At 70.6% G+C, this 26,443-nt stretch carries 27 protein-coding genes, 1 tRNA gene and 1 riboswitch; of the genes, 12 read left to right on the top strand and 16 right to left on the bottom strand.

All coding sequences use genetic code 11. The features are described from left to right. Positions 1–22: 22 nt before the first annotated feature. Both AC07PU_RS05315 and aat read right to left on the bottom strand, forming a co-directional pair. A complete protein-coding gene (locus AC07PU_RS05315; protein WP_495315893.1) occupies positions 23–772 on the bottom strand; it encodes an arginyltransferase in 750 nt (249 codons plus the stop codon). Next, positions 769–1,524 carry a leucyl/phenylalanyl-tRNA--protein transferase gene (aat, locus tag AC07PU_RS05310; protein WP_495315891.1) on the bottom strand — a complete coding sequence of 252 codons (756 nt, stop codon included), beginning with the start codon at positions 1,522–1,524 and terminating at the stop codon, positions 769–771. Before aat ends, AC07PU_RS05315 begins: the two co-directional genes overlap by 4 nt. Positions 1,525–1,782: 258 nt before the next feature. Here aat and AC07PU_RS05305 point away from each other — a divergent pair, with 258 nt between their 5' ends. From AC07PU_RS05305 to AC07PU_RS05295, 3 genes are read left to right on the top strand one after another with little or no spacing between them, the layout of a single operon-like run. Beyond that, positions 1,783–4,092 (top strand): xanthine dehydrogenase family protein molybdopterin-binding subunit, encoded by a 2,310-nt coding sequence (locus AC07PU_RS05305; protein WP_495315889.1) that lies wholly within the window; start codon positions 1,783–1,785, stop codon positions 4,090–4,092. Positions 4,093–4,129: 37 nt separating this feature from the next. After that, entirely contained in the window at positions 4,130–5,041 is a 912-nt protein-coding gene (locus tag AC07PU_RS05300) for a helix-turn-helix transcriptional regulator (RefSeq protein ID WP_495315887.1), read from the top strand. Between the two features lie 49 nt (positions 5,042–5,090). After that, positions 5,091–5,519, top strand: a complete 429-nt coding sequence (locus tag AC07PU_RS05295; RefSeq protein ID WP_495315885.1) for an SRPBCC family protein — start codon at positions 5,091–5,093, stop codon at positions 5,517–5,519. On the opposite strand, the gene pobA is transcribed toward AC07PU_RS05295, so the two are convergent. Continuing rightward, positions 5,489–6,670 carry a 4-hydroxybenzoate 3-monooxygenase gene (pobA, locus tag AC07PU_RS05290; RefSeq protein ID WP_495315883.1) on the bottom strand — a complete coding sequence of 394 codons (1,182 nt, stop codon included), beginning with the start codon at positions 6,668–6,670 and terminating at the stop codon, positions 5,489–5,491. The two genes, AC07PU_RS05295 and pobA, sit on opposite strands and share 31 nt — an antisense overlap. A gap of 130 nt (positions 6,671–6,800) precedes the next feature. Here pobA and AC07PU_RS05285 point away from each other — a divergent pair, with 130 nt between their 5' ends. The 5 genes from AC07PU_RS05285 to AC07PU_RS05265 all read left to right on the top strand — a co-directional run bounded on the left by AC07PU_RS05285 (position 6,801) and on the right by AC07PU_RS05265 (position 11,622). Continuing rightward, positions 6,801–7,571: an IclR family transcriptional regulator domain-containing protein gene (locus AC07PU_RS05285; protein ID WP_495315881.1), complete on the top strand. Its 771-nt coding sequence runs from the start codon at positions 6,801–6,803 to the stop codon at positions 7,569–7,571. A gap of 55 nt (positions 7,572–7,626) precedes the next feature. Continuing rightward, a complete protein-coding gene (locus AC07PU_RS05280) occupies positions 7,627–8,286 on the top strand; it encodes a response regulator (protein ID WP_057592472.1) in 660 nt (219 codons plus the stop codon). Positions 8,287–8,291: 5 nt separating this feature from the next. Beyond that, positions 8,292–9,641, top strand: a complete 1,350-nt coding sequence (locus AC07PU_RS05275; protein ID WP_495315878.1) for an ATP-binding protein — start codon at positions 8,292–8,294, stop codon at positions 9,639–9,641. 114 nt (positions 9,642–9,755) lie between these two features. Further along, positions 9,756–11,231 (top strand): DegQ family serine endoprotease, encoded by a 1,476-nt coding sequence (locus AC07PU_RS05270; RefSeq protein ID WP_093341427.1) that lies wholly within the window; start codon positions 9,756–9,758, stop codon positions 11,229–11,231. A gap of 34 nt (positions 11,232–11,265) precedes the next feature. Further along, complete coding sequence (locus tag AC07PU_RS05265; RefSeq protein WP_093341428.1) at positions 11,266–11,622, top strand: hypothetical protein; 357 nt, start codon at positions 11,266–11,268, stop codon at positions 11,620–11,622. A 15-nt stretch (positions 11,623–11,637) separates the two neighbouring features. Here AC07PU_RS05265 and AC07PU_RS05260 read toward each other — a convergent pair whose 3' ends face one another. The 3 genes from AC07PU_RS05260 to AC07PU_RS05250 all read right to left on the bottom strand — a co-directional run bounded on the left by AC07PU_RS05260 (position 11,638) and on the right by AC07PU_RS05250 (position 15,364). Continuing rightward, positions 11,638–13,599, bottom strand: coding sequence for a sensor histidine kinase (locus tag AC07PU_RS05260; protein WP_495315875.1), 1,962 nt, complete (start codon positions 13,597–13,599; stop codon positions 11,638–11,640). After that, the gene (locus AC07PU_RS05255; RefSeq protein ID WP_093341431.1) at positions 13,541–14,293 is read right to left on the bottom strand and encodes a response regulator transcription factor; all 753 of its coding nucleotides are present in this window, start codon (positions 14,291–14,293) and stop codon (positions 13,541–13,543) included. Before AC07PU_RS05255 ends, AC07PU_RS05260 begins: the two co-directional genes overlap by 59 nt. Before the next feature lie 108 nt (positions 14,294–14,401). Then, the gene (locus tag AC07PU_RS05250; protein ID WP_431512574.1) at positions 14,402–15,364 is read right to left on the bottom strand and encodes a helix-turn-helix transcriptional regulator; all 963 of its coding nucleotides are present in this window, start codon (positions 15,362–15,364) and stop codon (positions 14,402–14,404) included. Between the two features lie 96 nt (positions 15,365–15,460). Here AC07PU_RS05250 and AC07PU_RS05245 point away from each other — a divergent pair, with 96 nt between their 5' ends. Then, positions 15,461–15,865, top strand: coding sequence for a GFA family protein (locus AC07PU_RS05245; protein ID WP_057592466.1), 405 nt, complete (start codon positions 15,461–15,463; stop codon positions 15,863–15,865). A gap of 73 nt (positions 15,866–15,938) precedes the next feature. Here AC07PU_RS05245 and AC07PU_RS05240 read toward each other — a convergent pair whose 3' ends face one another. Next, positions 15,939–16,829, bottom strand: coding sequence for a CsgG/HfaB family protein (locus tag AC07PU_RS05240; protein ID WP_398497370.1), 891 nt, complete (start codon positions 16,827–16,829; stop codon positions 15,939–15,941). A gap of 76 nt (positions 16,830–16,905) precedes the next feature. On the opposite strand from AC07PU_RS05240, the gene AC07PU_RS05235 reads away from it, so the two are divergent. Both AC07PU_RS05235 and AC07PU_RS05230 read left to right on the top strand, forming a co-directional pair. Then, complete coding sequence (locus AC07PU_RS05235) at positions 16,906–17,253, top strand: hypothetical protein (protein ID WP_495315871.1); 348 nt, start codon at positions 16,906–16,908, stop codon at positions 17,251–17,253. A gap of 139 nt (positions 17,254–17,392) precedes the next feature. Continuing rightward, positions 17,393–17,629, top strand: a complete 237-nt coding sequence (locus tag AC07PU_RS05230) for a hypothetical protein (protein WP_093341437.1) — start codon at positions 17,393–17,395, stop codon at positions 17,627–17,629. Positions 17,630–17,767: 138 nt separating this feature from the next. Here AC07PU_RS05230 and AC07PU_RS05225 read toward each other — a convergent pair whose 3' ends face one another. The 8 genes from AC07PU_RS05225 to AC07PU_RS05190 form a co-directional block, all read right to left on the bottom strand. Beyond that, the gene (locus AC07PU_RS05225) at positions 17,768–17,992 is read right to left on the bottom strand and encodes a hypothetical protein (RefSeq protein ID WP_093341438.1); all 225 of its coding nucleotides are present in this window, start codon (positions 17,990–17,992) and stop codon (positions 17,768–17,770) included. Positions 17,993–18,050: 58 nt separating this feature from the next. Beyond that, the gene (locus tag AC07PU_RS05220; protein WP_093341440.1) at positions 18,051–18,320 is read right to left on the bottom strand and encodes a hypothetical protein; all 270 of its coding nucleotides are present in this window, start codon (positions 18,318–18,320) and stop codon (positions 18,051–18,053) included. A 365-nt stretch (positions 18,321–18,685) separates the two neighbouring features. Then, a tRNA-Asn gene (locus AC07PU_RS05215) sits at positions 18,686–18,761 on the bottom strand. Positions 18,762–18,829: 68 nt separating this feature from the next. Next, on the bottom strand, positions 18,830–20,923 hold the full coding sequence (locus tag AC07PU_RS05210) for a TonB-dependent siderophore receptor (protein ID WP_495315868.1): 2,094 nt from the start codon (positions 20,921–20,923) through the stop codon (positions 18,830–18,832). Between the two features lie 59 nt (positions 20,924–20,982). Continuing rightward, the gene (locus AC07PU_RS05205; RefSeq protein WP_495315866.1) at positions 20,983–21,939 is read right to left on the bottom strand and encodes a thiamine phosphate synthase; all 957 of its coding nucleotides are present in this window, start codon (positions 21,937–21,939) and stop codon (positions 20,983–20,985) included. Between the two features lie 8 nt (positions 21,940–21,947). Next, positions 21,948–22,763 carry a thiazole synthase gene (locus AC07PU_RS05200; protein WP_209540604.1) on the bottom strand — a complete coding sequence of 272 codons (816 nt, stop codon included), beginning with the start codon at positions 22,761–22,763 and terminating at the stop codon, positions 21,948–21,950. Between the two features lie 23 nt (positions 22,764–22,786). Further along, positions 22,787–22,984, bottom strand: a complete 198-nt coding sequence (gene thiS, locus AC07PU_RS05195; protein WP_057596681.1) for a sulfur carrier protein ThiS — start codon at positions 22,982–22,984, stop codon at positions 22,787–22,789. Between the two features lie 5 nt (positions 22,985–22,989). Beyond that, positions 22,990–24,075, bottom strand: coding sequence for an FAD-dependent oxidoreductase (locus AC07PU_RS05190; RefSeq protein WP_495315864.1), 1,086 nt, complete (start codon positions 24,073–24,075; stop codon positions 22,990–22,992). Positions 24,076–24,119: 44 nt separating this feature from the next. Between AC07PU_RS05190 and thiD the strand changes: the two genes are divergently transcribed. Beyond that, the gene (gene thiD, locus AC07PU_RS05185) at positions 24,120–24,974 is read left to right on the top strand and encodes a bifunctional hydroxymethylpyrimidine kinase/phosphomethylpyrimidine kinase (RefSeq protein ID WP_495315862.1); all 855 of its coding nucleotides are present in this window, start codon (positions 24,120–24,122) and stop codon (positions 24,972–24,974) included. Here thiD and AC07PU_RS05180 read toward each other — a convergent pair. Then, positions 24,913–26,253 carry a purine-cytosine permease family protein gene (locus AC07PU_RS05180; protein WP_495315860.1) on the bottom strand — a complete coding sequence of 447 codons (1,341 nt, stop codon included), beginning with the start codon at positions 26,251–26,253 and terminating at the stop codon, positions 24,913–24,915. The genes thiD and AC07PU_RS05180 overlap by 62 nt on opposite strands. A 76-nt stretch (positions 26,254–26,329) precedes the next feature. Next, a riboswitch (TPP riboswitch) is annotated at positions 26,330–26,432 on the bottom strand. Positions 26,433–26,443 lie beyond the last annotated feature (11 nt).

Genomic DNA, 26,443 nt, shown 5'->3' with positions numbered 1-26,443 from the left:
GCGGTGAAGACCGGGCGCCATTTTATCTTGTGAAATCGCTGGCGCGCTGCCAGCGGCCGTCGATCAGCAATTCGTGGGGCGCGAAGCGCGCCTTGTAGTTCATCTTCGGGCTGTGTTCGATCCAGTAGCCCAGGTAGACGTGGGGCAGGCCGAGCTTGCGCGCCTGCTCGATCTGCCAGAGCACGCTGTAGGTGCCGTAGGCCATGCCGTCCTCGGGCTCGTAGAAGGTGTAGACGGCCGAGATGCCGTCGTTGAGCACGTCGAGGATCGACACCATCTTGAGCGCGCCCGCGCTGCCGTCGGGCAGGGTCTCGCGGAACTCGACCAGCCGCGAGTTCACGCGGCTCTGCAGCAGGAACTGGGTGTACTGGTCGATGCTGTCGTGGTCCATGCCGCCGCCCGCGTGGCGGCCGTTCTGGTAGCGCAGGTAGAGCTGGTAGTGCTCGGGCACGAAGCACAGCTTGAGCACGCGGGCCTGCAGGTCGGCGTGCTGCTTGGCGGCACGGCGCTGGCTGCGCGAGGCCTTGAAGGCATTGGCCAGCACCCGCAGCGGCACGCAGGCGCGGCAGCCGTCGCAGTACGGGCGGTAGGTGAACATGCCGCTGCGCCGGAAGCCGCTGAGCACCAGGTCCGAGTACGCGTCGTTGTGGATCAGGTGGCTGGGAGTGGCCACCTGCGAGCGGGCCTGGCGGTCCGGCAGGTAGCTGCAGGGATAGGGCGCGGTCGCGTAGAACTGCAGCGTGTGGAGCGGGAGATCCTTGAGGTGCGTCACGTCGGGTGAGAGGGTCGCGCAGACAGGAGTTCGGACCAGTATACGGGCTCGAAACGCCAGGCGGGCCCCGTCGCTTCCCGAGCCCGGGCCACGTGTTCGACGAAGCGCGCGCGCGGCATTTCGTGCGCGCCCAGGCTCGCGAGGTGGGCCGTGTTCTGCTGGCAGTCGATCATCCGCACGCCGAAGCGCCGGCACAGGCACACCAGCGCCGCTAGCGCGGTCTTCGAGGCGTCGGGGCGGCGCGTGAACATCGACTCGCCGAACACCGCGCCGCCGATCGCCACGCAGTACAGGCCGCCCGCGAGTTCGCCGTCGATCCAGGTCTCGACGCTGTGGGCATGGCCAGCCCGGTGCAATTCGGTATAGGCGGCGACCATGTCGGGCACGATCCAGGTGCCCGACTGGCCCGGGCGGGCCGAGCCCGAGCAGGCCCGGATGACGGCCCCGAAGTCGTGGTCGATGCGGATCTCGCAGCCCGGCGCCTGCGCGAAGCGCGTCAGCGTCTTGCGCAGCGAGCGGTGGAGCCGGAAATCGGCCACCTGCAGCACCATGCGCGGATCGGGGCTCCACCACAGGATCGGCTGGTCCTCGCTGAACCAGGGGAAGACGCAGCGGCCGTAGGCGCGCAAGAGAGTATCGACGTCGAGCGAGCCGCCGGCCGCCAGCAGCCCGGGCACGGGATCGGCGATCCCCCACGCCGTCGAGGGGTCGGGCAGGGCATCGCCGGGTTCGAGCCAGGGCAGTTGTCGCATGGCCGTAGGTATACACGGCTTGCGGGGCGCATCTTCGTATCAGAGGCGAAAACCCAACGCCGGCTCCGCCGCGGGCCCCTCGGGCATGCCCCTTTCTGGTGCCCTCCCAATGCACTCGTCCAAAGGCGCACACGTTTGCTCCAGCTCACATATAGTGCGGAGCTTCCTTCGAAGAAGCACCCCATGACGGTCTCCGCGCGCCAGCGTTGTGCGCGGGCCCGGTACAAGAGGACCACGTTGACCACAGACCCCAATCCCATGCGTTTCGGCAGCGGCCAGGCCGTGCGCCGGCTCGAAGACCAGAGTCTTCTTTCAGGCGCCGGCCGCTACACGGACGATGTGTCCCTGCCGAGCCAGTCCCACCTGGTCTTCCTGCGTTCTCCCTATCCTCATGCGCGCATCGCCTCGGTCGACGCCTCGGCGGCGCTCGCGTTGCCGGGGGTGCTCGCCGTGATCACCGGCGCCGACCTGGCCGCGGCCGGCGTCAAGCCGATGCCCGGCGCCGCCGGCTTCAAGCGTGCCGACGGCGGCGACAGCGCCAGCCCCGCGCGCCATGCCATCGCGCACGAACGCGTGCGTTTCGTCGGCGAAGCCGTCGCCGTGGTGGTGGCCGAGACCGTCCAGCAAGCGCGCGACGCGGCCGAAGCCGTGATGGTCGAGTACGAGGAACTGCCGATGGTGGTCGACCTCGCGGCCGCCACCGCCGACGGCGCGCCGCAGCTGTGCGACGAGGCCGGCGGCAACATCGCGGCCGAGATGCGCCACGGCAGCAGCGAGGCCGCCACGGCCGCCTTCGCCAAGGCCGCCCACGTGGTGGCGCTCGACGTGGTCAACCAGCGCGTGGTGGCGCTGACCATCGAGCCGCGCTCGGTGCTCGCCGCGCCCGACGCCGACACCGGCCGCCTCACGATCCGCATGAGCACCCAGATGCCCTCGGGCGTGCGCGATTCGATCTGCGCCGCCATCGGCCTGGCCAAGGACAAGGTCCGCGTGGTGGTCGGCGACGTCGGCGGCGGCTTCGGCATGAAGACCGGCGCCTATCCCGAGGACATCGCGGTGGCCTTCGCGGCGCTGCAGGTGAAGCGCCCCGTGAAATGGGTGGCCGACCGCAGCGAGGAATTCCTCTCGAGCGCCCATGGCCGCGACATCGAGGCCAAGGCCGAACTCGCGCTCGATGCCAAGGGTCGCATCCTCGCGCTGCGCATCAAGACGCTGGCCAACGTCGGCGCCTATGCCACCGGCACCGGCGTCGCGATCCAGCTGCTGATCGGCCCCTGGGTGCAGACCAGCGTCTACGACATCCAGACCATCGACTTCCACTTCAAGGCGGTGCTCACCAACACCGCGCCCACCGGCGCCTACCGCGGCGCCGGCCGGCCCGAGGCGATCTTCACCATCGAGCGGCTGATGGACGAGGCCGCGCGCCAGACCGGCATCGATCGCATCGAGCTGCGCCGGCGCAACTTCATCCGCCCCGAGCAGATGCCGTACAAGAACCCGATGGCGCAGACCTACGACACCGGCAAGTTCGAGTCGGTGATGGACCAGGCGCTGGGCCTGGCCGACTGGAACGGCTTCGAGGGCCGCGCCGCCGAATCGGCGCGCAACGGCCGGCACCGCGGCCTGGGCATCGCCACCTTCCTCGAATGGACCGGCGGCAACGTGTTCGAGGAGCGCGTCACCGTCTCGGTGCAGGCCGACGGCGTGATAGAAGTGTTCTCGGCCGTCAATGCCATGGGGCAGGGCATCGCCACCTCGCTGGCGCAGCTCGCGGTCGACGCCTTCGGCGTGCCGATCGAGAAGGTGCGCGTGGTGCTCGGCGACACCGATCGCGGCGACGGCTTCGGCAGCGCGGGTTCGCGTTCGCTGTTCACCGGCGGCTCGGCCGTGCGCATCGGCGCCGAGCGCACCATCGACAAGGCGCGCGAACTCGCGGCCCAGGAATTCGAGGTGGCGATCGACGACGTGACCTACAGCCGCGGCGCCTTCGCCGTGATCGGCACCGACCTCGAGCTCGACCTGTTCACGCTGGCGGGCAAGCAGCCCGAGCGCGAGATCTTCGTCGACTCCACCAGCACCGTGGCCGGCCCGACCTGGCCCAACGGCTGCCACATCTGCGAGATCGAGATCGATCCGCCGACCGGCGAGATCAGCGTGGTGGCCTACAGCTCGGTCAACGACGTGGGCCGCGTGGTCAACCCGATGATCGTGCGCGGCCAGCTCGAGGGCGGCGCGGTGCAGGGCATCGGCCAGGCGCTCTACGAGCAGGTGGTGTACGACCACGAGACCGGCCAGCCCGTCACCGGCAGCCTGATGGACTACGCCGCGCCGCGCGCCGACATCGTCAGCACCATGTTCCACATGGAGATGGACGAGTCGACGCCCTGCAAGAACAACCCGCTGGGCGTCAAGGGCGTGGGCGAGCTGGGCACCATCGGTGCCACGCCGGCCATCGTCAACGCCGTGGCCGACGCCTTCGCGCGCAACGGCCTGGCCGCCCGCGCGCCGCGCCTGCACATGCCGCTGAGCCCTTCGCGCGTGTGGCAGGCGATGCAGACGGTCGACTGAGGACCCGCCGCACGGCCGGTACTGCGGGAGAACCACCATGCTCGTGGTCACCGAACTGCAGACCGAGCCGATCCGGGTCTCGAGCTACCGCTGCGACGCGGGCCCCGATGCCCCGCCGTTCGCCGAGATGCACGAGGGCCATTCGGTCTCGTACGTGCGCAAGGGCAGCTTCGGCTACCGCACGCGCGGCCATGCCTACGAGCTCGTGGCCGGCTCGGTGCTCGTCGGCGCGCCGGGCGACGAGTACGTCTGCACCCACGACCACCATGTCTGCGGCGACGAGTGCCTGGCCTTCCACCTCTCGCCGGGCTTCGTCGAGCTGATCGGCGGCGGGCGCGGTACCTGGCAGGCCGGCGGCCTGCCGCCGCTGTCCGGGCTGATGGTGCTCGGCGAACTCGCGCAGGCTGCGGTCGAGGGCCGCAGCGATCTCGGCGTCGACGAGGTCGGCATGCAGTTCGCCCATCGCTTCGTCGATCTCGTGGAAGGGCGCGATGCGCCGCGGCCCGGAGCGGCCCCCGCGCGCGACCGGCGCCGCGCCGTCGATGCCGCGATGTGGATCGCCGAGGGTTCGCACGAGGACATCGGCCTCGAGCAGGCCGCGGCCGAGGCCGGGCTCAGCGCCTTCCATTTCCTGCGGCTGTTCTCCCAGGTGCTGGGCGTCACGCCGCACCAGTACCTGGTGCGCTCGCGGCTGCGCCATGCGGCGCGCCTGCTCGCCGACGGCGACCGTCCCGTGACCGAGATCGCGCTCGACGTGGGCTTTGCCGACCTCAGCAATTTCGTGCGCACCTTCCGGCGCGCCGCCGGTGTCTCGCCGGGCGACTTCCGCCGTGCCGCGCGCGGCGACCGCAAGATTCTCCAAGACCGCCTCGCGGCCTTGCTCGACGATGAGCGCCTGATCCATTCATCGACCAGGAAGCCATCGCCATGCATCACGCCATCGAACTGACAGTCCCGGCCCGCGCAGGCCGCCATCCCTGAGCGCGAAGGAGCCCGCCATGGCCACCATCCACCGGGAATTCGAACTCGCCGCGAGCGCGGCGCAGGTCTGGGACGCGCTGCGCGACTTCCGCGCCGTGCACCAGCGGCTCGCGCCGGGCTTCCTCACGGGCTGCCGCATCGACGAGGAGGGCGCGCGCATCCTCGACTTCTCCAACGGCAGCGTGGCGCGCGAGCTGCCGGTGTCGATCGACGAATCGCTGCGCCGCATCGCCTACACCGTCACGGGCAGCCGCATGCGGCATCACCATGCGTCGGCGCAGGTGTTCGACGCGGGCGAAGGGCGCTCGCGTTTCGTCTGGGTCACCGACGTGCTGCCCGACGAACTCGCGCCCTACATCGCCGGCATGATGGACGAGGGCGGGGCCGCGATGAAGAAGAAGCTCGAGGCCGAGGCTCAGAAGTCCTCGAGCGGCAGCCCGACGTAGTTCTCGGCCAGCGAGGTCGAGGCCGCGTGCGAATGCACGAGGTAGTCGAGCTCGGCCTCCTGGATCTTCTGGCCGAAGGCACCGGTCTCGGGGAAGTGGTGCATCAGCGAGGTGAACCACCACGAGAAGCGCTCGGCCTTCCAGACCCGGCGCAGGCACAGGTCGGAATAGCGGTCGAGCGCCGAGGCCGAGCGCTCGCGGTAGAAGATCTCGAAGGCGCGCGACAGGTAGCCCACGTCGGCGGTCGCGAGGTTCAGTCCCTTGGCACCGGTCGGCGGCACGATGTGCGCCGCGTCGCCGGCCAGGAACAGCGAGCCGAAGCGCATCGGCTCGGCCACGAAGCTGCGCAGCGGCGCGATGCTCTTCTCGAGCGAAGGCCCGGTCACCAGCCGCTCGCGCGCTTCCGGGTCGAGGCGCGCGCGCAGCTCGTTCCAGAAGGCCTCGTCGCTCCAGTTCTCCACCCGTTCCTCGGTCGGCACCTGCACGTAGTAGCGGCTGCGCGTGGCGCTGCGCATGCTGCACAGCGCGAAGCCGCGTTCGGTGTTGGCGTAGATCAGCTCGTGCGACACCGGCGGCACGTCGGCCAGCACGCCGAGCCAGCCGAAGGGGTAGACCTTCTCGTAGGTCTGGATCGCATCGGCCGGCACGCTCGCGCGGCTCACGCCGTGGTAGCCGTCGCAGCCGGCGATGAAGTCGCACTCGATTTCGTGCGTCTGGCCGTCCTTCTCGTAGCGCACGCGCGGCGAGCGCGAATCGAAGTCGTGCAGGCTCACGTTGGCCGCGCTGTAGACCGTGGCCAGGCCCTCGGCCGCGCGCGCTTCCATCAGGTCGCGCGTCACCTCGGTCTGGCCGTACACCGTGACCTGCTTGCCGCCCGTGAGGCCGTGCATGTCGATGCGGTGGCGCGCGCCCTTGAACAGCAGCTCGATGCCCCCGTGCGGCAGGCCCTCGGCCTTGGCGCGGGCGTCGACGCCGGCACGTTCCAGCAGGTCCATCGTGACCTGCTCGAGCACGCCGGCGCGGATGCGCCCGAGCACGTAGTCGCCGCTCTGGCGTTCGACGATGACGTTGTCGATGCCGGCCTTGAACAGAAGCTGGCCGAGCAGAAGGCCGGCCGGGCCGGCGCCGATGATCGCTACCTGGGTGCGCATGTCGATGTCTCCGAGAAGTTCCGCGAAGCGTAGGGCGCGCGCGCCGCCCTGGCACGCCGGCCGATGCGGCTGTGTGCGATCATGCGAATGGCTGCGCGATGATCGCGCAACTTCCCGCTTCGCCTCACTCATGACCATCGCCAGAGCCGACTTCATCGAGGGCATCGCCAAGGGAATGGCGGTGCTCGAAAGCTTCGACACCGAGCGCCAGCGCCTCAATGCCACCCTGGCGGCCGAGCGCGCCGGTCTCACGCGCGCCGCGGCGCGCCGGCACCTGCTGACCTTGGCGCACCTGGGCTACCTCGAGACCGACGGCAGCTACTTCTGGATGGCGCCCAAGGTGCTGCGCTTCTCGGGCAGCTACCTGGCCTCGTCGCGCCTGCCGCGCGCGCTGCAGCCCACCCTGAACCGGCTCGCGGCGCAGACCGGCGAATCCTTCTCGGCCGTGGTGCTCGACGGCGAGGAGGTGGTGATCGTGGCGCGCAGCGGCAGCTACGGCACGCCCACGCGCGTGCTGGCCTATGGCCTGCACCTGGGCGCGCGGCTGCCGGCCCATGCCACCTCCACCGGCCGCGTGCTGCTGGCCGCGCTGCCGTCGGCCGAGTTCACGCGCTGGCTCACGGGCCGCCACTTGGCGCGCCTCACGCCGCAGACCACCACCCAGGCGCGCGCGCTGCGCCAGCTAGTGACGCGCGCTCGAAAAGAAGACCACTGCTTCGCGAGCGAGGAGCACGAGCTCGGCGTGCAGGCGCTGGCCGTGCCGCTGCGCGACATGCAGGGCCACACGGTGGCCGCGCTCAACGTGGTGCTGTCGGGCGCGCGCTACCAGGAGGAGGCCGTGCGGCGCGACATGCTGCCGCTGCTGTTCGAGGCCGCGCGCGAGGTGCGCGCGCTGCTTTGAACTTCGCCCGGTCCCACCGCCTCGAACCGCCAAACCAGAACACCAGGAACCCGCCATGCGACTGCTGCTCCTCGAAGACGACGTGATGATCGGCGAAGCCGTGCTCGACCTGCTGCGTGCCGAGCAGTACGCGGTCGACTGGGTCAAGGACGGCGACAGCGCCGAGTCGGCGCTGCGCACCCAGGACTACGACCTGGTGCTGCTCGACCTCGGCGTGCCGCGCCGCGACGGCCTGGAGGTGCTGCGCAACCTGCGCGCGCGCAAGCAGCGCATGCCGGTGCTGATCGCCACCGCGCGCGACTCGATCCAGCAGCGCATCGAGGGCCTGGACGCCGGCGCCGACGACTACGTGCTCAAGCCCTACGACCTCGACGAGCTGCTGGCGCGCATCCGCGCTCTGCTGCGCCGCGCGGCCGGGCGCGCCGAGCCGGTCTACGAGCACATGGGCGTGAGCATCAATCCCGCCACCCGCGAGGTCAGCGTGGCCGGCCAGCCGGTGGTGCTGTCGGCGCGCGAATGGGCCGTGCTCGAGCCGCTGCTGGCGCGGCCCGGCATGGTGCTGTCGCGCGCGCAGCTCGAGGAGAAGCTCTACAGCTGGAAGGACGAGATCAGCAGCAACGCGGTCGAGGTCTACGTGCACGGCCTGCGCAAGAAGCTCGGCGCGGAGCTGATCCGCAACGTGCGCGGCGTCGGCTACATGGTGCCGAAGGCGTGAGCGGCATGAGGGGTGTGATGGGACTGGCCGCGCGCATGACCGGCTCGCTGCGCGCGCGCCTGCTGTGGTTCCTGCTCGCGGCCATCGTGCTGGCGGCCGGCGCGCAGGCGCTGGTGGCCTACCGCACCGTGCTCAAGGAGGCCGACGAGATCTTCGACTACCACATGCAGCAGATGGCGCTGTCGCTGCGCGCCGGCCTGCCGCCCAGCGCGGCGGTGGGCGGCCTCGGCGGTGCCGAGCAGAACTTCGATTTCGTGGTGCAGGTCTGGACCGCCGACGGCGTGCGCATCTTCGAGTCGGCCGACCAGGCCGCGCTGCCGCAGCTCGCGGTGCTGGGCTTCGCCGACGTGCGCGCGCGCGGCACCACCTACCGCGTGTTCTCGATGCAGACGCGCGGGCTGGTGATCCAGGTGGCGCAGGACATGGCGGCGCGCCAGCACATGGCCGGCACCCTGGCACTGCGCACCGTCGCGCCGGTGGCGCTGATGGCGCCGCTGCTGATGCTGGTCGTGTGGTGGGTGGTGAGCCGCTCGCTCGCGCCGGTGGCGCGCGTGCGCACCCAGGTGGCGTCGCGCCAGGCCGACGATCTCTCGCCCGTGAGCGAGGAGAAACTGCCCGACGAGGTGCGCCCGCTGGTGCAGGAACTCAACCTGCTGTTCGACCGCGTGCGGCAGGCCTTCGAGGCGCAGAAGCACTTCGTGGCCGACGCCGCGCACGAGCTGCGCTCGCCGCTGGCCGCGCTCAAGCTGCAGATGCAGGGCCTGCAGCGCGCCACCGACGACGGCGCGCGCGAACTCGCCATCGGCCGATTGGTGGCGGGCATCGACCGCGCGACGCGGCTGGTCGAGCAGATGCTCGCGCTCGCGCGCCACGAGGCCAGCATGGCCACCGGCGCGCCGCCCGAGCCGGTGGTGCTCGCGGAGGTGGCGCGGCTGGCCGTGTCGGACGCCGTGGCCGCGGCCCAGGCGCGGCGCATCGACATCGGCATCGCGCGCGCCGACGAGGGCGCCGCGGTGAAGGGCCAGCCCGAGGCGCTGCGCATGCTGCTGCGCAACCTGCTCGAGAACGCCGTGAAGTACACGCCCGAGGACGGCCGCGTCGACATCGCGATCACGCGCCAGGGCGAGGCGGTCGAGCTCAGCGTCGACGACAGCGGCCCGGGCCTGCCGCCCACCGAGCGCGAGCGCGTGCTCGACCGCTTCTACCGCTCGGGCGAGCCGCAGGCGCCGGGCAGCGGGCTGGGCCTCTCGATCGTCAAGTCGATCGCCGAGCTGCATGGCGCGAGCGTGGCGCTCGATGCCTCGCCGAGCCTGGGCGGGCTGCGGGTGGTGGTGCGCTTTCCGCAGCACGCCTGACACCGCGGCCGCGCCCGGCCGGATCGTTCAGCGGCGTTTAAGCGGCGCTTAAGCGAGCGCAACGACATTCCTTCCATCGCATCAGCGTCACGACGCAATGAAAGGAACCGATCCATGAACACCCGACTGACTTCGCCCCGTGCCTTGGTCCTGGCCCTGGCCACCGCGGGCGTGATCGGCGCCGTCGGCGCCGGCGCCTACACCAGCGCGCGCGCCGTGGGCACGCCCACCAATGCCACCGCCACCGCGCCGGCCGCGATGGTCACGCTGCCCGACTTCTCGACCATCACCGCGCGCGACGGCGCGGCCGTGGTCAACATCAGCGTCACCGGCACCATGAAGGCCTCGGACGACGAGGAGGCCGCGCAGATCCAGGGCATCGATCCCGACGATCCGATGTTCCAGTTCTTCCGCCGCTTCCAGGGCCAGATCAACCCGCGCGGCCAGCAGCAGCGCGACGTGCCGGTGCGGGCCCAGGGCTCGGGCTTCATCGTCGACGCCAACGGCATCATCCTGACCAACGCCCACGTGGTGAAGGACGCGAAGGAAGTCACCGTCAAGCTCACCGACCGCCGCGAATACCGCGCCAAGGTGCTGGGCGCCGATGCCAAGACCGACATCGCGGTGCTCAAGATCGACGCCAAGAACCTGCCGGTGCTCGCGCTGGGCAACACCAAGGACCTGAAGGTCGGCGAATGGGTGCTGGCCATCGGCTCGCCGTTCGGCTTCGAGAACACCGTGACGGCCGGCGTGGTCAGCGCCAAGGGCCGCACGCTGCCCGACGACAGCTACGTGCCCTTCATCCAGACCGACGTGGCGGTGAACCCCGGCAACTCGGGCGGCCCGCTGCTCAACACGCGCGGCGAGGTGGTCGGCATCAACTCGCAGATCTACAGCCGCAGCGGCGGCTACCAGGGCGTGTCGTTCTCGATCCCGATCGACGTGGCGGTGCAGGTCAAGGACCAGATCGTCGCCACCGGCAAGGCGGTGCACGGCCGCCTCGGCGTGGCGGTGCAGGAAGTGAACCAGGCCTTCGCCGATTCCTTCAAGCTCGACAAGCCAGAGGGCGCGCTGGTCTCGAACATCGAGAAGGGCGGCCCTGGCGACAAGGCGGGCCTGAAGGCCGGTGACGTGATCCGCAAGGTCGGCGACCAGCCCATCGTGTCCTCGGGCGACCTGCCCGCGGTGATCGGCCAGCAGGCCCCCGGCACCAAGGTCACGCTCGAGGTGTGGCGCCAGGGCGAGCGCCAGGAGCTGACGGCGAAGCTCGGCGATGCCAGCGACAAGCCGGCCCAGGTCGCGAAGGCCGACAAGGCCACCGGCCAGGGCAAGCTGGGCCTGGCGCTGCGTCCGCTGCAGCCCGACGAGAAGCGCGAGGCCGCGGTCGAGACCGGTCTGCTGATCGAGGACGCGGCCGGCCCGTCGGCGATGGCCGGCGTGCAGGCCGGCGACGTGCTGCTGGCGATCAACGGCACGCCCGCCAAGACCGTGGAGCAGGTGCGCGAGGTGGTCGCGAAGGCCGACAAGTCGGTGGCGCTGCTGATCCAGCGCGGCGACGACAAGATCTTCGTGCCGGTGCGCATCGGCTGACCGCCCCGGGCCGGACCCCGACGCGCGACGACCGATGAAGCCGCCGCACCGACGGTCTTCGGCCCCGCAGGCCGAACGCCTCGACCCTGCCGACAGCGCCGCCAACGGGCTGTCGGCCCACATCCTGCCGACCTCCGCCACCATGATCGGCGTGTGCATGACCGTGATGTCCATCGGGCACCTTGGTCCGCGCGACGATCTGCGGCTGGTGATTGATCGGCTGCTCGCGGTCGACGCGCTGGTCTTCCTGGCCAGCGCGTTGCTGTCCTTCATCTCGATGCGCATGCGGCGCTCGGGCGCGCGGCTCGAGGCCTGGGGCGAGGTGGTGTTCATCGCGGGCCTGGCGCTGCTGGCGCTCGGCGCGGTGGCGCTGACTTTCGCCTTGCGCTGAGTCCAGCGCCCGCGTTCAGTGCTGCGGGCAGTCGATCGCGCCCGGCCACTCGAGCGTGATGCGCGTGCCGCCGGCGCTGTTCTCTTCCTGCTCGACCGCCGCGATCTCCAGCCGCGCGCCGATGCTCAGCGCGCGCGCCCGCATGTTCGCGATGCCATGTCCCGTCGTCTTCGGCGCGGTGCCCGCGGGCCGCAATCCGACGCCGTTGTCCGTCAGCACGATGTGCACGCGCGGCGGCTGCGCCTCGGCCTGCCAGCGCGCATGCAGCACGATGCGCGTGGCGCGCGCATGCTTGAGCACGTTGGTGAAGGCCTCGAGCAGGATGCGCTGCAGCTGCAGCGCGGCCTGGGCCGAGAACGGCGCCACCGGCGGGATCACGCCCACGTCCCACACCAGCGCGATGCCGGCCGCGTCCAGCCGCGGCTGCAGCCGGTAGCGCAGGGTGGCGAGCACGGTGGCGAGGTCGTCGTGCGTGGGCTGCAGCGAGTCGACCGCCATGCGCATCTCGTCGAGCGCGAGCTTCACGTGCTCCTCGACCACCGCGCGGTCGGGCGCGGGCTGGGTCACGACATTGAGCAGGCCCACGAGCTGGGAGCCGACGCCGTCGTGGATCTCGCGCATGATGCGCTGGCGCTCGAGCAGCACGGCCTGTTCCTGCTGCTGCAGCCGCAGCGCGTCGAAGGCCACGCGCAGCTGTCCCTCGCGCTCGGCCACGCGCTCGGCGAGGGTGGCGTTGAGCGCGCCGTAGTCGGCCACGGTGCGGCTGTAGCGGTCGACCACCAGGCCCGCGAGGATCAGCACGAAGAAGAACATCGCGCGCGGCGTCTGCGCGGTGTCGGAGCCGCCGAAGAAGCCCATGCGCACCAGCAGCAGGTCGTGCATGCCCGCGAGGATCGCGAGCACGCCCGCCAGCAGCAGCACCATGGCGATCGTGCGGCGCTCGACCCAGGCGCTGCGCGCCACCACCGGCAGGCAGGCCACGCCCGTGAGGTTCAGCAGTACCAGGCCGGCGGTCCACAGCGCCGGCCAGGCCAGCACGAAGGAGGCGATGGCGCTCGCGACCGCGATGCCCATCGCCGCGTAGAGCGCGCGCACCAGCCCCGCCGGGCCGCGCTGCAGCACCAGCAGCACGAAGCGCGTGATGAGCCCGATGTGCAGCGCATAGCAGACCGCGATCACCACGCCCCAGAGCGGCCAGGGCAGGTTCATGTCGGGCCGCACCCGGTCGACGTTGTGCGGCAGGCCCGAGAGCGCGGCGAGCGCGAAGCAGCCATAGAGCGCCTCGCGCTGGCGCAGCCAGAGCGCGCCCGACAGGCAGCCCATCAGCGCGAGGATGGCCGCGTTGGCGATCACCGAGGTGTGGCGCCAGCGCTGGTAGACGCGGTAGCGCGGCAGCAGCTCGCGCTCGGTGCCGTACTGCAGCGTGGCCAGCGCCGCGCCGCGCTGGCGTTGCACGGTGGTGCGGATCACCAGTTCCTGCGCCGCGCCCGTGCGCTGCAGCGAGGCGGCCACCGGCACGAAGGGCGTGCCCTTGGTGTCGTAGGACGGATCGCCCAGCGTGCCGAAGCCCGCGAGCGGCGTGCCGTTGAACTCGATCGCGACCTGGTTGCCCACGCCCGCGAACAGCAGCGCGGCCGGTTCGCTCGCGGGCGCCGCCGCCGCGGGCAGGGCGATGCGGTAGGTGGCCTTGCCGCCGCGGCCCGGAAAGGCCTGGTCCCAGCGGAACGGCAGCTGCACGCGGCGCTCCTCGGCGGGCAGGCCGTCGGGCTCGAGGCGGGCCTCGGCGCTGGTGACGGTGTAGGGCGTGGCGGTGCCGCCGCCGGTACTGCTGGCGGCGGCCGGGCCGGCGATCAGCAGCAGCGCGGCGACCAGGGCGAACAGGAAGCGCAGATCGGACGAAGAGGCGGCGGAAGGATGCTCAGGGCAGCCAGCCCAGGTTGCGCGCCTCGAACACGGCTTCGGACTTGTTGTGGACATCCAGCTTGCCGTAGATATTGCGGATATGGGTTTGGACGGTCGAAGCCGAGACTCCCATCTGCGCGCCGACTTCGGCATAGGTGAAACCACGGGAAACGAGGTCCAGCACCTCCGATTCGCGCGGCGACAACCGCACCGGCGGCGTGCGCGGGAGCGCCGAGGATGCCATGGCCGAGCCGATCGTGCCCTGGGCCAGTCCCACCAGCGCGCTGGCGCCGGCATGCAGGGGCGCGTCGGTGCGCGCCTGCCAGCGGCGCAGCAGCTGCCGCGCGATCACCGGCGACATCGGCGAGCCGCCCGCGCGCAGGTGGCGGATGTGGGCCGCGAGCTCGCTCTCGGTGCCGTCCTTGAGCAGGTAGCCGCTGGCGCCGGCCTCGAAGGCGCGCAGCATGTTGGCCTCGTCGCCGAAGATCGACAGCACCATCACCGCGCAGGCCGGCTGCATGCTGCGGCAGCGGTCGATGACCTGCAGGCCCGGCAGGTCGGGCAGGCCCAGGTCGACCAGCAGCACGTCGACCGCGTTGTCCTCGAGCCAGGCCAGCAGCTCGGTCGCTGTCGAGGCGCTGTGGGCCAGGGTCAGCGAGGGATCGGCATCGACCACGCGGGCCAGGCGTTCGCGCATGCCGGTGTCGTCCTCGACCAGCGCGACCTGCGTGGTCGAGAGAAGGGGGGCGGCTGCGGTGTCGATGGCCATGGCGCGGGGGCTGCGGTCCTCGGGTGGGTGGACTCCGCAGCGTAGGGGCCGGCGCGCGCCGTGCCCATCCTATATACGTGGGATACGTGGAGGAGCGGACCGCCGCGCTCAGCGGCCCGACATGCGTGCCAGCCGCGATGCCACCCGCTGCAGGTGCGCGCCGAGCTCGGGCGGCGACTCGACCTCGAAGTCGTGCCCGAGGCAGCCGAGCCAGACCGCCAGCGCATCGAGCGAATTGGCCGCGGTCTGGATGCGCGTGCGGTCGGGCGCCACGGCTTCGGGCACGCCACCGACCCACGACAGTTGCCCGTCGAGCGCGGCCACGGGCGCATGCACCAGCACGCGCGCATGGTGCAGGTAGGGCGAGATCTGCAGCGCGTGCTGCATGTAGGCCGCGATGTCGCCGTGCGGCAGCCGCCGCGGCGTGAAGTGCGCGCCGGTGGGCTCGGGGTCGACGATGCGGTCGAGCCGGAAGGTGCGCCAGTCCTCGCGGTCCGTGTCCCAGGCCAGCAGGTACCAGCGCTGGCCGGTCTGCACCACGCGGTGCGGCTCCACGCGGCGGCTGCTGACGACCTCGTGGTGGTCGCGGTAGCCGAAGCGCAGCAGCGCGCGGTCGGCGCAGGCCTCGGCGAACAGCGACACCGCCTTGAGCCGGATGTCCGAGCGCTTCTGCAGCACCGGCACCACCGTGGCGCGCAGCTTGTCGAGCCGGCGGCGCAGCCGCGGCGGCATCAGTTGCTCGAGCTTGGCCAGCGCGCGCATCGAGGCGTTCTCGATGTCGTTGCCGCCGTCGCTGGAGGCCGGGCCCACGCCCAGGCCGACCGCCACCGCGATCGCTTCCTCGTCCTCGAGCAAGAGCGGCGGCAGGCTGTTGCCCGCGCCCAGCCGGTAGCCGCCGGCCACGCCCGAGGTGGAGTCGACCGTGTAGCCGAGGCTGCGCAGACGGTCGACGTCGCGGCGCAGGGTGCGCTCGGTGATCTCGAGGCGGCGCGCGAGCTCGGCGCCGGTCCAGGCGCGCTGGGCCTGGAACAGCGACAACAGGCGGATGAGGCGGGCGGTGGCGGAGAGCATGGACGCGATGATGCCTGCGATCGAGGACAGGATCTGTCCGCAATGGACCTTAGTCTTCGGGCCTTCCAACACCTCAGACCCCCAGGAGAAAAGCCCATGCTCAAGACCTACAACGGCAGCTGCCACTGCGGCAAGGTCCGCTTCCAGGCCGACATCGACCTCGCGGCCGGCACCGGCCGCTGCAATTGCTCGATCTGCGCCAAGGCGCGCAACTGGGGCGCGATCGTGCGGCCCGAGGCCTTCCGGATGGTCAGTGGCGAGGAGGAGCTGTCGAGCTACCAGTTCGGCTCGTACAGCACGCACCACCTGTTCTGCCGCCATTGCGGCGTGCGGCCCTTCGGCCGCGGCGACGTGGCCGAGGTCGGCGGCAAGTACGTCAGCATCAACGTCAGCTGCCTCGACGACGCCACGCCCGACGAACTGGTGGCCGCGCCCGTGATGTACATGGACGGGCGCAACAACAACTGGTTCAACCCGCCGGCCGAGACGCGGCATCTCTGAAAGACGGGCGATAAAAAGCCCCGCGGCCTGGCGGCGGCGGGGCTCGCGCGACGGTGCTCGTCGCTCGCCGCGCTTACTTGCGGCGGCGCGTCGGCTGCTCGGCCGGCACGTAGGTCTGCGACGGCGCCGCGCCGCCATCCACGCCGAGGCGGCCACCGCCACCCAGGCCCTGGCCGCGCACCGTCTGCGCCTTGTAGTTGCGCAGCGAACGGACCATCTGGTTGAAGGCGTCCATGAAGGCCGCCGCGATCACCTTGCCCTGCGGCGTGCGCGTGTAGCCGCCGATGCCACCGGCCGCGCGGCCGCCGGCGAGGTCGGCGAAGCCCGCGAAGTCGGTCTTCGAGGCGCTGCCTTCCGCGGCCGCGACTTGCACGCCCGAACGGTTGTCGATCAGCGTCAGCAGCGCCGAGGCTTCCTTGGTCTGCAGGTTCGCGCCCAGGCTCGCGATGGCACGGCCGCGGCCGCCGCCGACCAGCCCGCCGATGGCGCCGCCGAGGCCGCCCGCGTCGTTGTTGCTGAACACGATCTCGGGCGACAGGCCGTAGTCCGACGCCACCATCTGGCCGCGACCGAAGTTGCTGCCGCCGCGCATCTCGCCCGACTGCTGCAGCGCGCGTTCGCGCGTCATCGCGTTCATGCCGGCCGCGCCGCGCTCGACCACCACGAAGCAGTTCGATTGCTGCACCAGCAGGCGCAGCAGGTTGGCGGTGGGCGGCAGCTTGTATTCGCCGGTCAGCACCGTGTACCAGCCGGCATTGACGTTCTCGATCAGCGAGACGGTGCCCAGCGGCGAGTCGCAGCGCTCGAGCGCGCTGCTTTCGCCCGAGGTGGCGGCGCCGGCCGCGCTGCCCGTGGCCACGGTCTTGGCCGATTGGCTGCCCATCTGCATGTCCATGGTCTGGCAACCCGAGAGGGCCAGCAGGCCGGCCAGTGCGCTTGCGAGAGAAAGTTTGGAAAAAGCCATGTCCCGATCTATCAAGTGAAACAACACGGCGCCTGCGCGGCAGGCGCCCCTATCGAACAGCCGAAGGTGGGACCGCGTGGCCAATACGAGCTCCCGATTCGATACCGCGTCGCAAGCGACCGCGCGACGATACGGACCGGTCATCCGGTACGCCAGTGTCGAAAGTCATGTGCGCATGCGCGTCGTCCGCGGGGCGGATTTCGGCATGGCCTGGGATGGAAAACGGCTCCTCGACCTCGGCTCGAACGGGGGCTCTTGGAAGGTGGCCCATCTTCGAAACGCGCCGCCTGAAGCGATGCGCGAACGGCAAGGCCCGAGGGCTTGCGCGATGCGCCGGCTGGCGGAGCGAGGCGCGATTATCCATCTTGAAATCTTCAGGAAAGATGAGCACGGCGAGGGCGTTTTCGCTGTGCATTTTCGATGAAAACCTTCGTCGTATTTTTGACCTCCAGTTAACATTTCATCGTTGGCGGAGGGTTGTGGCGCGTGATGGATCTCACGCGACCTGCAGTCGGCTGGCGTTGTTTTGTTTTTTCCTCACTTCCAGAATCAGGAGTTTTCAGATGGCAACCACCAAGAAGAACGTCGTTGGAGAAGCGGCAGCCGAACTCACCCGCCAGCAGGTGCAGCAGGCCCTGGCCATCGCGGGCGCTTCGGATTTCAGCGGCTCGACCGACCCGGCCTTCGTCGGCTCCGTGCTCGTGGCGCTGGCCATCAACACCAGCTCGGTCAGCGCGACCATCGACAACGCGAAGACCCGTCGCGACGCGACCGGCGGTGGCGGTCTCACGGCGCACTGATCGGACCGTCGGAAATGAAAAGGCCGGCAAGCGCAATGCTTGCCGGCCGGAGTGGATCGAGTGTCGCGGGATCGGTGCGAGCCCGACGATGCCTGTCTTTGCAAGGCCGCGGCTCAGCGCGCGGCTTGCCTCATCGCATCAATCGCAGCGGAACAGCACGCCGCTCTCGGCCGGTGCCTTGCCGAGCCAGCGCGGGGTCTGGTTCTTGTTGTCGCAGTACAGCTGCGCCTGCGTGTAGGTGGTGGCGCGCAGAACACCTTCGCGGAACTGCATCACTTCGTTCGGGGGCGTCGAGCAGCCGGCGATGGCCAGCGCGCAGGGGATCGACAGGAGGGCCAGGAGGGACGGTGCATGCCAGTTCATCGCACGATTCTCCGACATTCCCGCGTCTGCCAAGACATGCACCCTCGTGCCCAACGCTTCACCCCTGATTGGCCGCGGCCGCCGCGCCTGGGTACAGGTACCGGAAGTAGGGCCCCGAGCTGCCGAACAGGCGTGCCGCGAGCTGCACCGGATCTTCGGCGCTGTGCTTCTCGTAGAGCACCGGCCCCCAGATGATGAAGCCGTCGATGCTGAGCGTGGCGGGCGCGGGCTCGATCGCCTTCCAGGCATGGGCGAATTTCGAGATCCACGAGAGGGCGTCGGTCAGCGCGTAGTTGGGCACGACCACCGGTTGTTCGATGCGGGGCATGGCAGTACTCCTGGGTTGAGAGGACTGTACAAATATACAGTAAACTCCATCCCATGGCAGGCGCGCGGCGCACCACTTTCCATTCTCCTTGACGGGTTGCCCGTCCCTTTGATGCTTGACTGCAAGAAGGCTTGAGCCCGGTCCGATGCCGGGCTTTTTTTTGTCCGCGCGATTCGTCGATGGCGGCGTCATCGCGCTGCATGCGGGCGATGAAGAAAGAGCGGATGCGATGCGTGCGATCGGCCGTCGATCGTGTCGCCGCATTCGATCATCGGCACGTGTTTGCAGGTCGATGCGCGAGCACAAAGGAAAATGCCCCGCTACCTTGTGAGTAGCGGGGCATCCAGTAGCCTTGCGGCTTGTTTTGGCTCCTCGACCTGGGCTCGAACCAGGGACCTACGGATTAACAGTCCGGCGCTCTACCGACTGAGCTATCGAGGAACAAGCCTCAGATTATAGCGTCGTTTTTGAGGGTCTGGCAAACCGACGCAACTTTTCGCTAAAAAAGTTCAGAGCGCGATGCTCACGCCCAATCGCAACGTGCGCGGCGCGCCCGGGAACAGGTAGACGTGGCTGAACTGGTAGGGCGATTCCTTCCAGTAGCGGCGATCGAAGACGTTGTCGACGGCCAGCGACCAGCTGGTGTTCACGCCGTTGAGCTTGGTGTCGTAGCGCAGCACCGCATCGAGGCGCGTCCACGACGGCAGTCGGATCGAACCGTCGGGCAGCACGTTGCGCCGGCCTTCGTACGACAGCTGTCCCGCGATCTCGAGGCCCGCCACCGCGGGCACGCGGTAGGCGACCTGCGCGCGCAGCACCTGCTTGGGGACGTTGGTCGGCGACTGTCCGTTGAGCGCGGGATCGGCCGTGCTGCCGCGGCGCTTCGCATCGATGATCGACACGCTGCCGCCGAGGCGCCAAGGCCCCTGGTTCCATTGCGCACCGGCCTCGAGCCCGCGATGCACGGCGCGGCCGTCGTTGCGCACCGTGCACGATTCGCCGCAGGCATCGAGGTTGGTCAGCGGCCGCGAGATGTCGAACCACGCAAGCTGCCAGTTGAAGGCCTCGTTGCCGCCCTTGAGGCCCAGCTCCCATTGCCGCGACGCGAGCGCCGCGAGCGCCTGCCCCGCATTGCCGTAGAGGTCGGGGCGGTTCGGCACCACCTGCGATTCCACGCCCTTGCCCCAGCTCGCATAGGCCAGCAGCTCGGGCCGCAGCACGTAGCTCACGGCCACCCACGGCGTGGTCACGTCCTGCTTGTAGCCGGTCGGGTTCGAGCCGTCGTTGCCGATGCTGCTGCGGTCGAGCCGCGTGTGGCGCACGCCGACCCAGGTGGTGAAGCGCTCGTTCCAGCGGATCGCGTCCTGCAGGGTGAGCTCGGTCGAGCGCTCGTCGCGGTTGGTCTGCGGCGTGGTGGCATCGGGCGCCGGCGGCACGAAGGAGGTCGCCCAGATGTTGCCGGTGCCCGCGTAGTTATAGGCCTGGTTCTGGAAGCGGTTGCGCACGCGGCTTTGCAGCAGGCCGATGCCGAGCTCGTGCCGCACGCTGCCGGTCATCACGTTGCCCTTGAGGTTGAGGCTGCCCGCGGTCTGCGTGCGGCGCTCGTTCTCGCTGCGGAAGTCGTAGACGTCGAAGGTGCCGTCGCTGCAGTAGCGGTCGTAGTTGCCCTCGGCGCCGCAGCCGAAGGCGTAGGCCAGGCGGTCGTCGGTGCGCAGCCGCTGGCGGCCGATCTGCGCGCTCCAGCGCCAGTCGGCGTTGAGCGCCTGGCTGAAGCGCAGCGTGCCGGTCAGCGCATCGAATTCCGAGGGTTGCGACCAGGGCTGGTTGTTGAGGTTGATGCGCGGATCGACCGGCGCCGGCAACCGGGCGCCCAGCAGGCTGTAGCCGTTCTGGCTCGGCTGCGTCTTGCGGCTCTTCTCGATCTCGAACTCGAGCACCGAATCGCGCGTGATGCGCCAGTCGGCCGCGAGCGAGAACAGGTTGCGGTTGCCGTCGAGGTCGTGCACCAGCGGCTTGAGGTTCTCGGCCGCGACGTTGATCCGGTAGCCGAACTCGCGCTGCGCGCCGAAGCGCCCGCCGAGGTCGACTGCGCCGAGCAGGCTGCCGCGGCTGGTGGTCTCGATGCGCACGGTGCGCAGATCGTGTTCGGTCGGCCGCTTGACCACGTAGTTGACGAGCCCGCCCGGCGCACTGGTGCCGGCCTGGATGCCGCTGGTGCCGCGCAGGATCTCGACGCGCTCCTTGTTGTCGAGCGGGATCGAGGTCTCGGCGCTGATCGGCAGGCCCTCGCGCCGGTAGTTGAAGCGGTTGTCGAGCACGAAGCCGCGCACCGTGAGGTAGTCCCAGTAGCCGGCCGAGTTGTAGGCATCGGTCACCGAGGCATCGAACTGCGTGAGGTCGGCGAGGCGGCGCGCGCCGCTCGCGCGCAGCTGGTTGCTGTCGATCACGGTGGCCGACAGCGGCAGCTCGCGCAGCGGCACGTCGCCGAAGCCGCTGATCTCGGCCGGCGGCGCGAGGGCGGCCGGGTTCACGGTCACGGCGGGCAGTGCGGTGGTGTCCTGTGCCTGGGCGAAGGCACCGTGAGCAGCGAGCAGGGCGGCCATCGCGCAGGCGATGGGGGTGCGGGAAAGAAGAAGAGAGGGATGCGTCATTCGGTCGGGTTTCAGGGCTTCGCAGCCGATGCGGTGCGGTGGGCGTCGATGGCCGCCATCCATTGCGCGGCCGTGCCTTCGGGGTCCTCGGCGGCGACCAGCGCGCGCACCACGGCGACGGAACCCACGCCGGTGGCGAGCACCTCGGGCAGGCGTAGCGCGTCGATGCCGCCGATGCCCACCTGCGGATAGCCATGCAGCAGGCGCGCGTAGGCCGCGAGACGCGCCACGCCCTGCGGCGCGGTCGCCATCTTCTTGAGCGTGGTCGGATAGACCGCCCCCATCGCGATGTAGCTCGGGCTTACGGCGTCGGCGCGCACCATCTCGGCATAGCCGTGCGTGCTGACGCCCAGGCGCAGGCCGGCGGCGCGGATCCGTTGCAGCTCCTCGGGCGCGAGCGCATCGAGGTCTTCCTGGCCCAGGTGCACGCCGTAGGCGCGTGCCTCGATCGCCACGTGCCAGTGGTCGTTGATGAACAGCAGCGCGCCGGTGCCTTGCACGGCCGCCACGGCCGCGTGAACCTCGCGCGCCACGGCCGCCGCGTCCTCGGACTTGAAGCGCAGCTGCACCGTCGGCACGCCCGCGCGCGCCATGCGGCCGACCCAGGCCGCATCGGGCAGCACGGCATAGAGGCCGAGCTGCTCGGGGCAGGGCGCGAAGGCGTTGTCGCGCGCCGCCGGCGGAAATTCGCGCAGGCCGAAATCGACGGGCGCGTCGGGCCAGCGCTGCGCATCGAAGCCGCCGAGGCGTTCGCTTTGCGCGCGCCAGGCGCGTGCGATGCATTCGGCGTCGATGTCGATGAAACCGAGCGCGCCGCAAGCCTGTCGCGCGCCGCGGTAGATGGCGTCGTCGGCGCTGTAGGCGATGGCGGCCGCGGGGGCCGAGGTGGCGGTGCCGAAGCGCGGGCCATGCGCCGCGACGATCTCCTGCGCGACGCGCGCGCGGTCCGGTTGCTGTTCGTGGTTCATGGCGCCGCTCACCCCGCGTGATGCCAGAACGGCGTGCCCAGCACCGGCGTGCTGGCCTGCGCCGCATCCTGCGCGGCCATGGCGCCGGCGCGGCGCGCGGCCCGGCCGGCCTGCACCGCATCGGCGAAGGCGCCGGCCATCGCGACCGGGTCCTGCGCGAGCGCGACGGCGGTGTTCAGCAGCACGCCGTCGAAGCCCCACTCCATCACCTGGCAGGCATGCGAGGGCAGGCCCAGGCCCGCGTCGACCAGCATCGGCACCTCGAGCCGGTCGCGCAGCACCTGCAGCGCATAGGGGTTGACCGGCCCGCGGCCGGTGCCGATCGGCGCGGCCCATGGCATCACGGCCTGGCAGCCGATGTCGACCAGCCGCTGGCACAGCACCAGGTCCTCGGTGCAGTAGGGCAGCACCTTGAAGCCGTCGCGTATCAGCTGCGAGGCGGCATCGACCAGGTTCAGCGTGTCGGGCTGCAGCGTGTAGTCGTCGCCGATCAGCTCGAGCTTGATCCACGGCGTGTCGAACAGCTCGCGCGCCATCTGCGCGGTGGCAACCACTTCCTGCACGCTGTGGCAGCCCGCGGTGTTGGGCAGCACCGGCACCTCGAGCCGGCGCAGCAGCTCCCAGAAGCCGTTGCCGAGTTCGCTGTTGCCCGAGCCCTGGTTCGCGGTCTGGCGCCGCAGCGAGGCCGTGAGCATCGCGGGCTTCGCGCGCTTCACGGCGGCCTCGAGCAGGTCGGGCGAGGGGTAGCGCGCGGTGCCCAGCAGCAGGCGGCTGTGGAAGGTCTCGCCGTAGAGCACCAGCGGGTCGTTCGGGGTCGTGGTCATCGGTCTTGTCTCCATCAATTCGTTCAGCCGCCCGTCACGGGGCGGATCACTTCGACGCGGTCGTCGGGCCGCAGCGCACGCGCGGCATAGGCCGAGCGCGGCACGAACTCGCGGTTCACGGCCACCGCGAAGGGCGGCGTGGCGTTCAGCGCGGCGAGTGCATCGGTCAGCGTGGCGTGCTCGGGCAGCGCGAAGGGCTTGTCGTTGATCAGGATGTTCATCGTCGTCATGGGGTCTCCAGGCCGAAGCCTTGCGCGAGCGGCGAGCGGCCCTGCGCGAGCCACTCCATCGCGGCATCGAGCAGCGCGGGCGCGATCATGAAACCGTGGCGGTACAGGCCGTTGATCTGCAGCACGCGCGGCCGCGGCTGGCGCAGCGCGGGCAGGTTGTCGGGCAGGGTGGGGCGGCACTGCGTCGCGATCTCGACGATGCGCGCCTCGGCGAAGCCGCTGTGCACTGCATAGGCGGCACTCAGCAGTTCGAGCGTGGAGCGCACGCTCGCGGGCGACATGTCGTCCGATTCGATCTCGGTCGCGCCGATCACGAACAGGCCTTCGGGCTTGGGCGCGATGTAGAGCGGATAGCGCGGATGCACGAGCCGCGTGGGCCGCGCCAGCGTCACGTCGGGCGCATGCACGCGGATCACCTCGCCGCGCACGCCGCGCAGCGCGTTCCACTGCGGCCGGGCGCCGAGGCCGCGGCAGTCGATCAGCCAGTCGGGCTGGCCCGGCGAACCGGGCGCGAAGTCCTCGGGCGCGCGCGGCGATTGCCAGTGCAGCGTGACCTTGTCGTCGGCCTGCAGCGTCGCGAGCAGCGCGGCCAGCAGCGCGCGGTTGTCGAGCTGGCCTTCGCCGGGCAGGAACAGGCCGCTGGCGAAACGCCGGCCCAGCGAGGGTTCGAGCGCCTCGATGCCCGCGCCATCGAGCGTGCGCATCGGCGCCAGCTCGGGCACCTGCGTGCCGGTGTGGGCCAGCACGCGCGCGAGCCGTGCGGCCTCGTTCGCATCCTGCCGGTGCCACAGCACCAGCGTGCCTTCGCGCTGGAAGAACACCGGCCGCGCCAGCGGCGCGAGCAGCTCGGGCCAGCGCGACAGCGCGTGGTGGCCCATGCGCACCAGCGGCACCGGCGCCACGGCCGACTCGGCCAGCGGCGCGAGCATGGCCGCGGCCACGCGCGCCGCAGCGCCTTCGGCCTCGGCGCTGCCCGCTTCGTAAAGGTCGACGCGGCAGCCGGCCCGCGCCAGGGTCACGGCCATCAGCCGGCCCATGAGGCCCGCGCCGAGGATCGCCGCCGATCGGAAGGGCAGGTTCATCGCGATGCTCCTTGCGCCTTCGAATCGCGTCGATAATTTTCGGCATGACCCAAGGACCCACTCAGCGCTATGCGCGCGTGCTCTCGATCGCCGGCTCCGACAGCGGCGGCGGCGCCGGCATCCAGGCCGATCTCAAGACCTTCGCGGCCCTCGGCTGCTATGGCATGACGGCCATCACCGCGCTCACCGCGCAGAACACGCTCGGCGTCACCGGTATCCACGGCGTGCCGCCGGCCTTCCTCAAGGCACAGATCCAGGCCGTGGTCGAGGACATCGGCGTCGACGCGGTCAAGCTCGGCATGCTGCATGCGCCCGAGGTGGTCGAGGTCGTGGCCTGGGCCATCGACCACTACCGCCTGCCGAACGTGGTGCTCGACCCCGTGATGGTCGCCACCAGCGGCGACCGCCTGATCGCGGCCGAGACGGTGCAGGTGCTGGTGCGCGAACTGTTCCCGCGCGCCGCGGTGATCACGCCCAACCTCGACGAGGCGGCCCTGCTGATCGGCCATGCGATCGACGGCATCGGCGCGCTCGACGGCGCGGCCGACGAGCTGCTGGCGCTGGGCGCGCGCGCCGTGCTGCTCAAGGGCGGCCACCTGCCGGGCAGCGAGGTGGTCGACGTGCTGTTGCAATCCAGTGGCGAACGCACGCGCCTGGCCTCGCGGCGCATCGAGAGCCGCAACCTGCACGGCACCGGCTGCACGCTGTCGTCGGCCATCGCCGCGCACCTGGCACTGGGCGCGCCGCTGCCCGAGGCGGTCGAGCGCGCGCGTGCCTACATCCTCGGCGCGATGGCGGCCGCTGTCGACGTGCAGGTCGGCGCCGGTCATGGCCCGCTCAACCACGGCTTTGCGCCAGTGCCGACGCAGCGCCTGCCGCTGCGATCTTCGGCCGGCTGAGCCAGGCCAGCACGAAGGTCAGCGCCAGCGTCGGCAGCGCCGAGCCGAACTGCGGCGCCCATTTCGCGAGCGCGTGGTAGGCCGCGATGCCCGCGATCCAGATCAGCGCCGCCGCCAGGTCGACCTTGGGACGCGCGCCGGCCGGCGCCACCGCGCGGCCGCCGCCCAGCCGCCCGAGGATCACGCCGTAGAGCGGTACGAACACCGAGCTCAGCAGCAGCAGGAAGGGCTCGAGCGTGTGCATCGGCAGCACCAGCGCGAGCGCGATGCACAGCACGGCCAGCAGCAGGCCCCAGCGCTTCACGCTCCAGCGCGGCAGCAGGCTGTGGGTGGAGACCGAGCCCGAGTAGACGTCGCCATAGGCGTTGTCGAGCTCGTCGATCAGGATCAGGCCCAGCGCCACCAATCCGCCCTGCGCCAGCAGCAGCGCCGTCACCAGGCTGGTGCCGGGCTCGGCCACGCTCACCACCATCACGCCCAGCGCATAGCACCAGATGTTGGCCAGCGCATAGCCGATCCAGGTGCCGCTGAAGGCGCTGCCGAGCCCGCCGGTGCTGCGCTTGCCATGCCGCGCATAGTCGGCCACCAGCGGCAGCCACGACACCGGCATCGCGATCACGAGGTCGAGGGCGCCGAACATGCCCATGCTGCCGTCGCCCGGGCGGGCCCAGAAGGCATCGAAGCCCTTGGCATGCAACTGGGTTGCGAACTGCCAGCTCAGCCACAGCAGCGACAGCACCACCAGCGGCAGCCCGAAGCGGCTCACGAAGCGCCGCACCAGTTTCACCATCGAGCCCGCGAGCAGCGCCAGCAGCACCGCGCCCCACAGCAGCGTGGTCGCCACGCCGCCCCAGGCGCTGCCGAGCCATGGCCCGGCCACCGACTGGCCGATGGCCTGCGTGCCCTCGCGCATGATCACCAGCTCGAAGGTGGTCCAGCCCACCAGCTGCACGATGTTGAGCAGCACTGGCAGCCGTGCGAAGGCGCTGCCGTAGGTGGCATGCATCAGGCCCGCGCTGGCGAGGCCGCTCTCGCAGCCCAGGCGCGCGGTCCAGGCCAGCAGCGCGGCGCCGAGGCAGGAACCCAGCGCGATCGCGATCGCCGCGTCGCGCGTGCCCACGGCCGGCACCAGGTAGGCGCCGATCTGCATCACCAGGAGGCCCACGCCCAGGCTGAACCAGAGCGAGGCATGGTCGTGCCAGCCGAAGACGCGCTGCGACGCCGGCAGCGGTGTCAGCGCCTCGTTGGCGAGAGGATTCGATGTGTCGTCGTGTGCCATCCGTTTTGCTCCGGGCAAAAGGTTTGGCAGGTGGGCGAGGCTCCAGCGGCACGGCTGGCACGCGAGAGAACGTGACAGGCCGCCGGACCAGCTTCCCTGCGCGAGGATTACCTCAATCAGGTTCAAAGGGACTTTCTCAGCCGGGACGGCAAGCCGACCCAACACCCCTAGCGAACCGACATTTTAGGCC

Source organism: Variovorax sp. GW821-FHT10D07 (genome assembly GCF_059415325.1).
Note: the sequence above shows the minus strand (reverse complement) of the source record. Positions and strands in the feature narration are given on the sequence as shown.

Bases quoted from the DNA above. Each gene is read 5' to 3' on its own strand.
- aat (WP_495315891.1), bottom strand. From the start codon at position 1,524: ATGCGACAACTGCCCTGGCTCGAACCCGGCGATGCCCTGCCCGACCCC.
- AC07PU_RS05305 (WP_495315889.1), top strand. From the start codon at position 1,783: ATGCGTTTCGGCAGCGGCCAGGCCGTGCGCCGGCTCGAAGACCAGAGT.
- AC07PU_RS05300 (WP_495315887.1), top strand. From the start codon at position 4,130: ATGCTCGTGGTCACCGAACTGCAGACCGAGCCGATCCGGGTCTCGAGC.
- AC07PU_RS05295 (WP_495315885.1), top strand. From the start codon at position 5,091: ATGGCCACCATCCACCGGGAATTCGAACTCGCCGCGAGCGCGGCGCAG.
- pobA (WP_495315883.1), bottom strand. From the start codon at position 6,670: ATGCGCACCCAGGTAGCGATCATCGGCGCCGGCCCGGCCGGCCTTCTG.
- AC07PU_RS05285 (WP_495315881.1), top strand. From the start codon at position 6,801: ATGACCATCGCCAGAGCCGACTTCATCGAGGGCATCGCCAAGGGAATG.
- AC07PU_RS05280 (WP_057592472.1), top strand. From the start codon at position 7,627: ATGCGACTGCTGCTCCTCGAAGACGACGTGATGATCGGCGAAGCCGTG.
- AC07PU_RS05275 (WP_495315878.1), top strand. From the start codon at position 8,292: ATGAGGGGTGTGATGGGACTGGCCGCGCGCATGACCGGCTCGCTGCGC.
- AC07PU_RS05270 (WP_093341427.1), top strand. From the start codon at position 9,756: ATGAACACCCGACTGACTTCGCCCCGTGCCTTGGTCCTGGCCCTGGCC.
- AC07PU_RS05265 (WP_093341428.1), top strand. From the start codon at position 11,266: ATGAAGCCGCCGCACCGACGGTCTTCGGCCCCGCAGGCCGAACGCCTC.
- AC07PU_RS05260 (WP_495315875.1), bottom strand. From the start codon at position 13,599: ATGTCCACAACAAGTCCGAAGCCGTGTTCGAGGCGCGCAACCTGGGCT.
- AC07PU_RS05255 (WP_093341431.1), bottom strand. From the start codon at position 14,293: ATGGCCATCGACACCGCAGCCGCCCCCCTTCTCTCGACCACGCAGGTC.
- AC07PU_RS05250 (WP_431512574.1), bottom strand. From the start codon at position 15,364: ATGCTCTCCGCCACCGCCCGCCTCATCCGCCTGTTGTCGCTGTTCCAG.
- AC07PU_RS05245 (WP_057592466.1), top strand. From the start codon at position 15,461: ATGCTCAAGACCTACAACGGCAGCTGCCACTGCGGCAAGGTCCGCTTC.
- AC07PU_RS05240 (WP_398497370.1), bottom strand. From the start codon at position 16,829: ATGGCTTTTTCCAAACTTTCTCTCGCAAGCGCACTGGCCGGCCTGCTG.
- AC07PU_RS05230 (WP_093341437.1), top strand. From the start codon at position 17,393: ATGGCAACCACCAAGAAGAACGTCGTTGGAGAAGCGGCAGCCGAACTC.
- AC07PU_RS05225 (WP_093341438.1), bottom strand. From the start codon at position 17,992: ATGAACTGGCATGCACCGTCCCTCCTGGCCCTCCTGTCGATCCCCTGC.
- AC07PU_RS05220 (WP_093341440.1), bottom strand. From the start codon at position 18,320: ATGCCCCGCATCGAACAACCGGTGGTCGTGCCCAACTACGCGCTGACC.
- AC07PU_RS05210 (WP_495315868.1), bottom strand. From the start codon at position 20,923: ATGGCCGCCCTGCTCGCTGCTCACGGTGCCTTCGCCCAGGCACAGGAC.
- AC07PU_RS05205 (WP_495315866.1), bottom strand. From the start codon at position 21,939: ATGAACCACGAACAGCAACCGGACCGCGCGCGCGTCGCGCAGGAGATC.
- AC07PU_RS05200 (WP_209540604.1), bottom strand. From the start codon at position 22,763: ATGACCACGACCCCGAACGACCCGCTGGTGCTCTACGGCGAGACCTTC.
- thiS (WP_057596681.1), bottom strand. From the start codon at position 22,984: ATGAACATCCTGATCAACGACAAGCCCTTCGCGCTGCCCGAGCACGCC.
- AC07PU_RS05190 (WP_495315864.1), bottom strand. From the start codon at position 24,075: ATGAACCTGCCCTTCCGATCGGCGGCGATCCTCGGCGCGGGCCTCATG.
- thiD (WP_495315862.1), top strand. From the start codon at position 24,120: ATGACCCAAGGACCCACTCAGCGCTATGCGCGCGTGCTCTCGATCGCC.
- AC07PU_RS05180 (WP_495315860.1), bottom strand. From the start codon at position 26,253: ATGGCACACGACGACACATCGAATCCTCTCGCCAACGAGGCGCTGACA.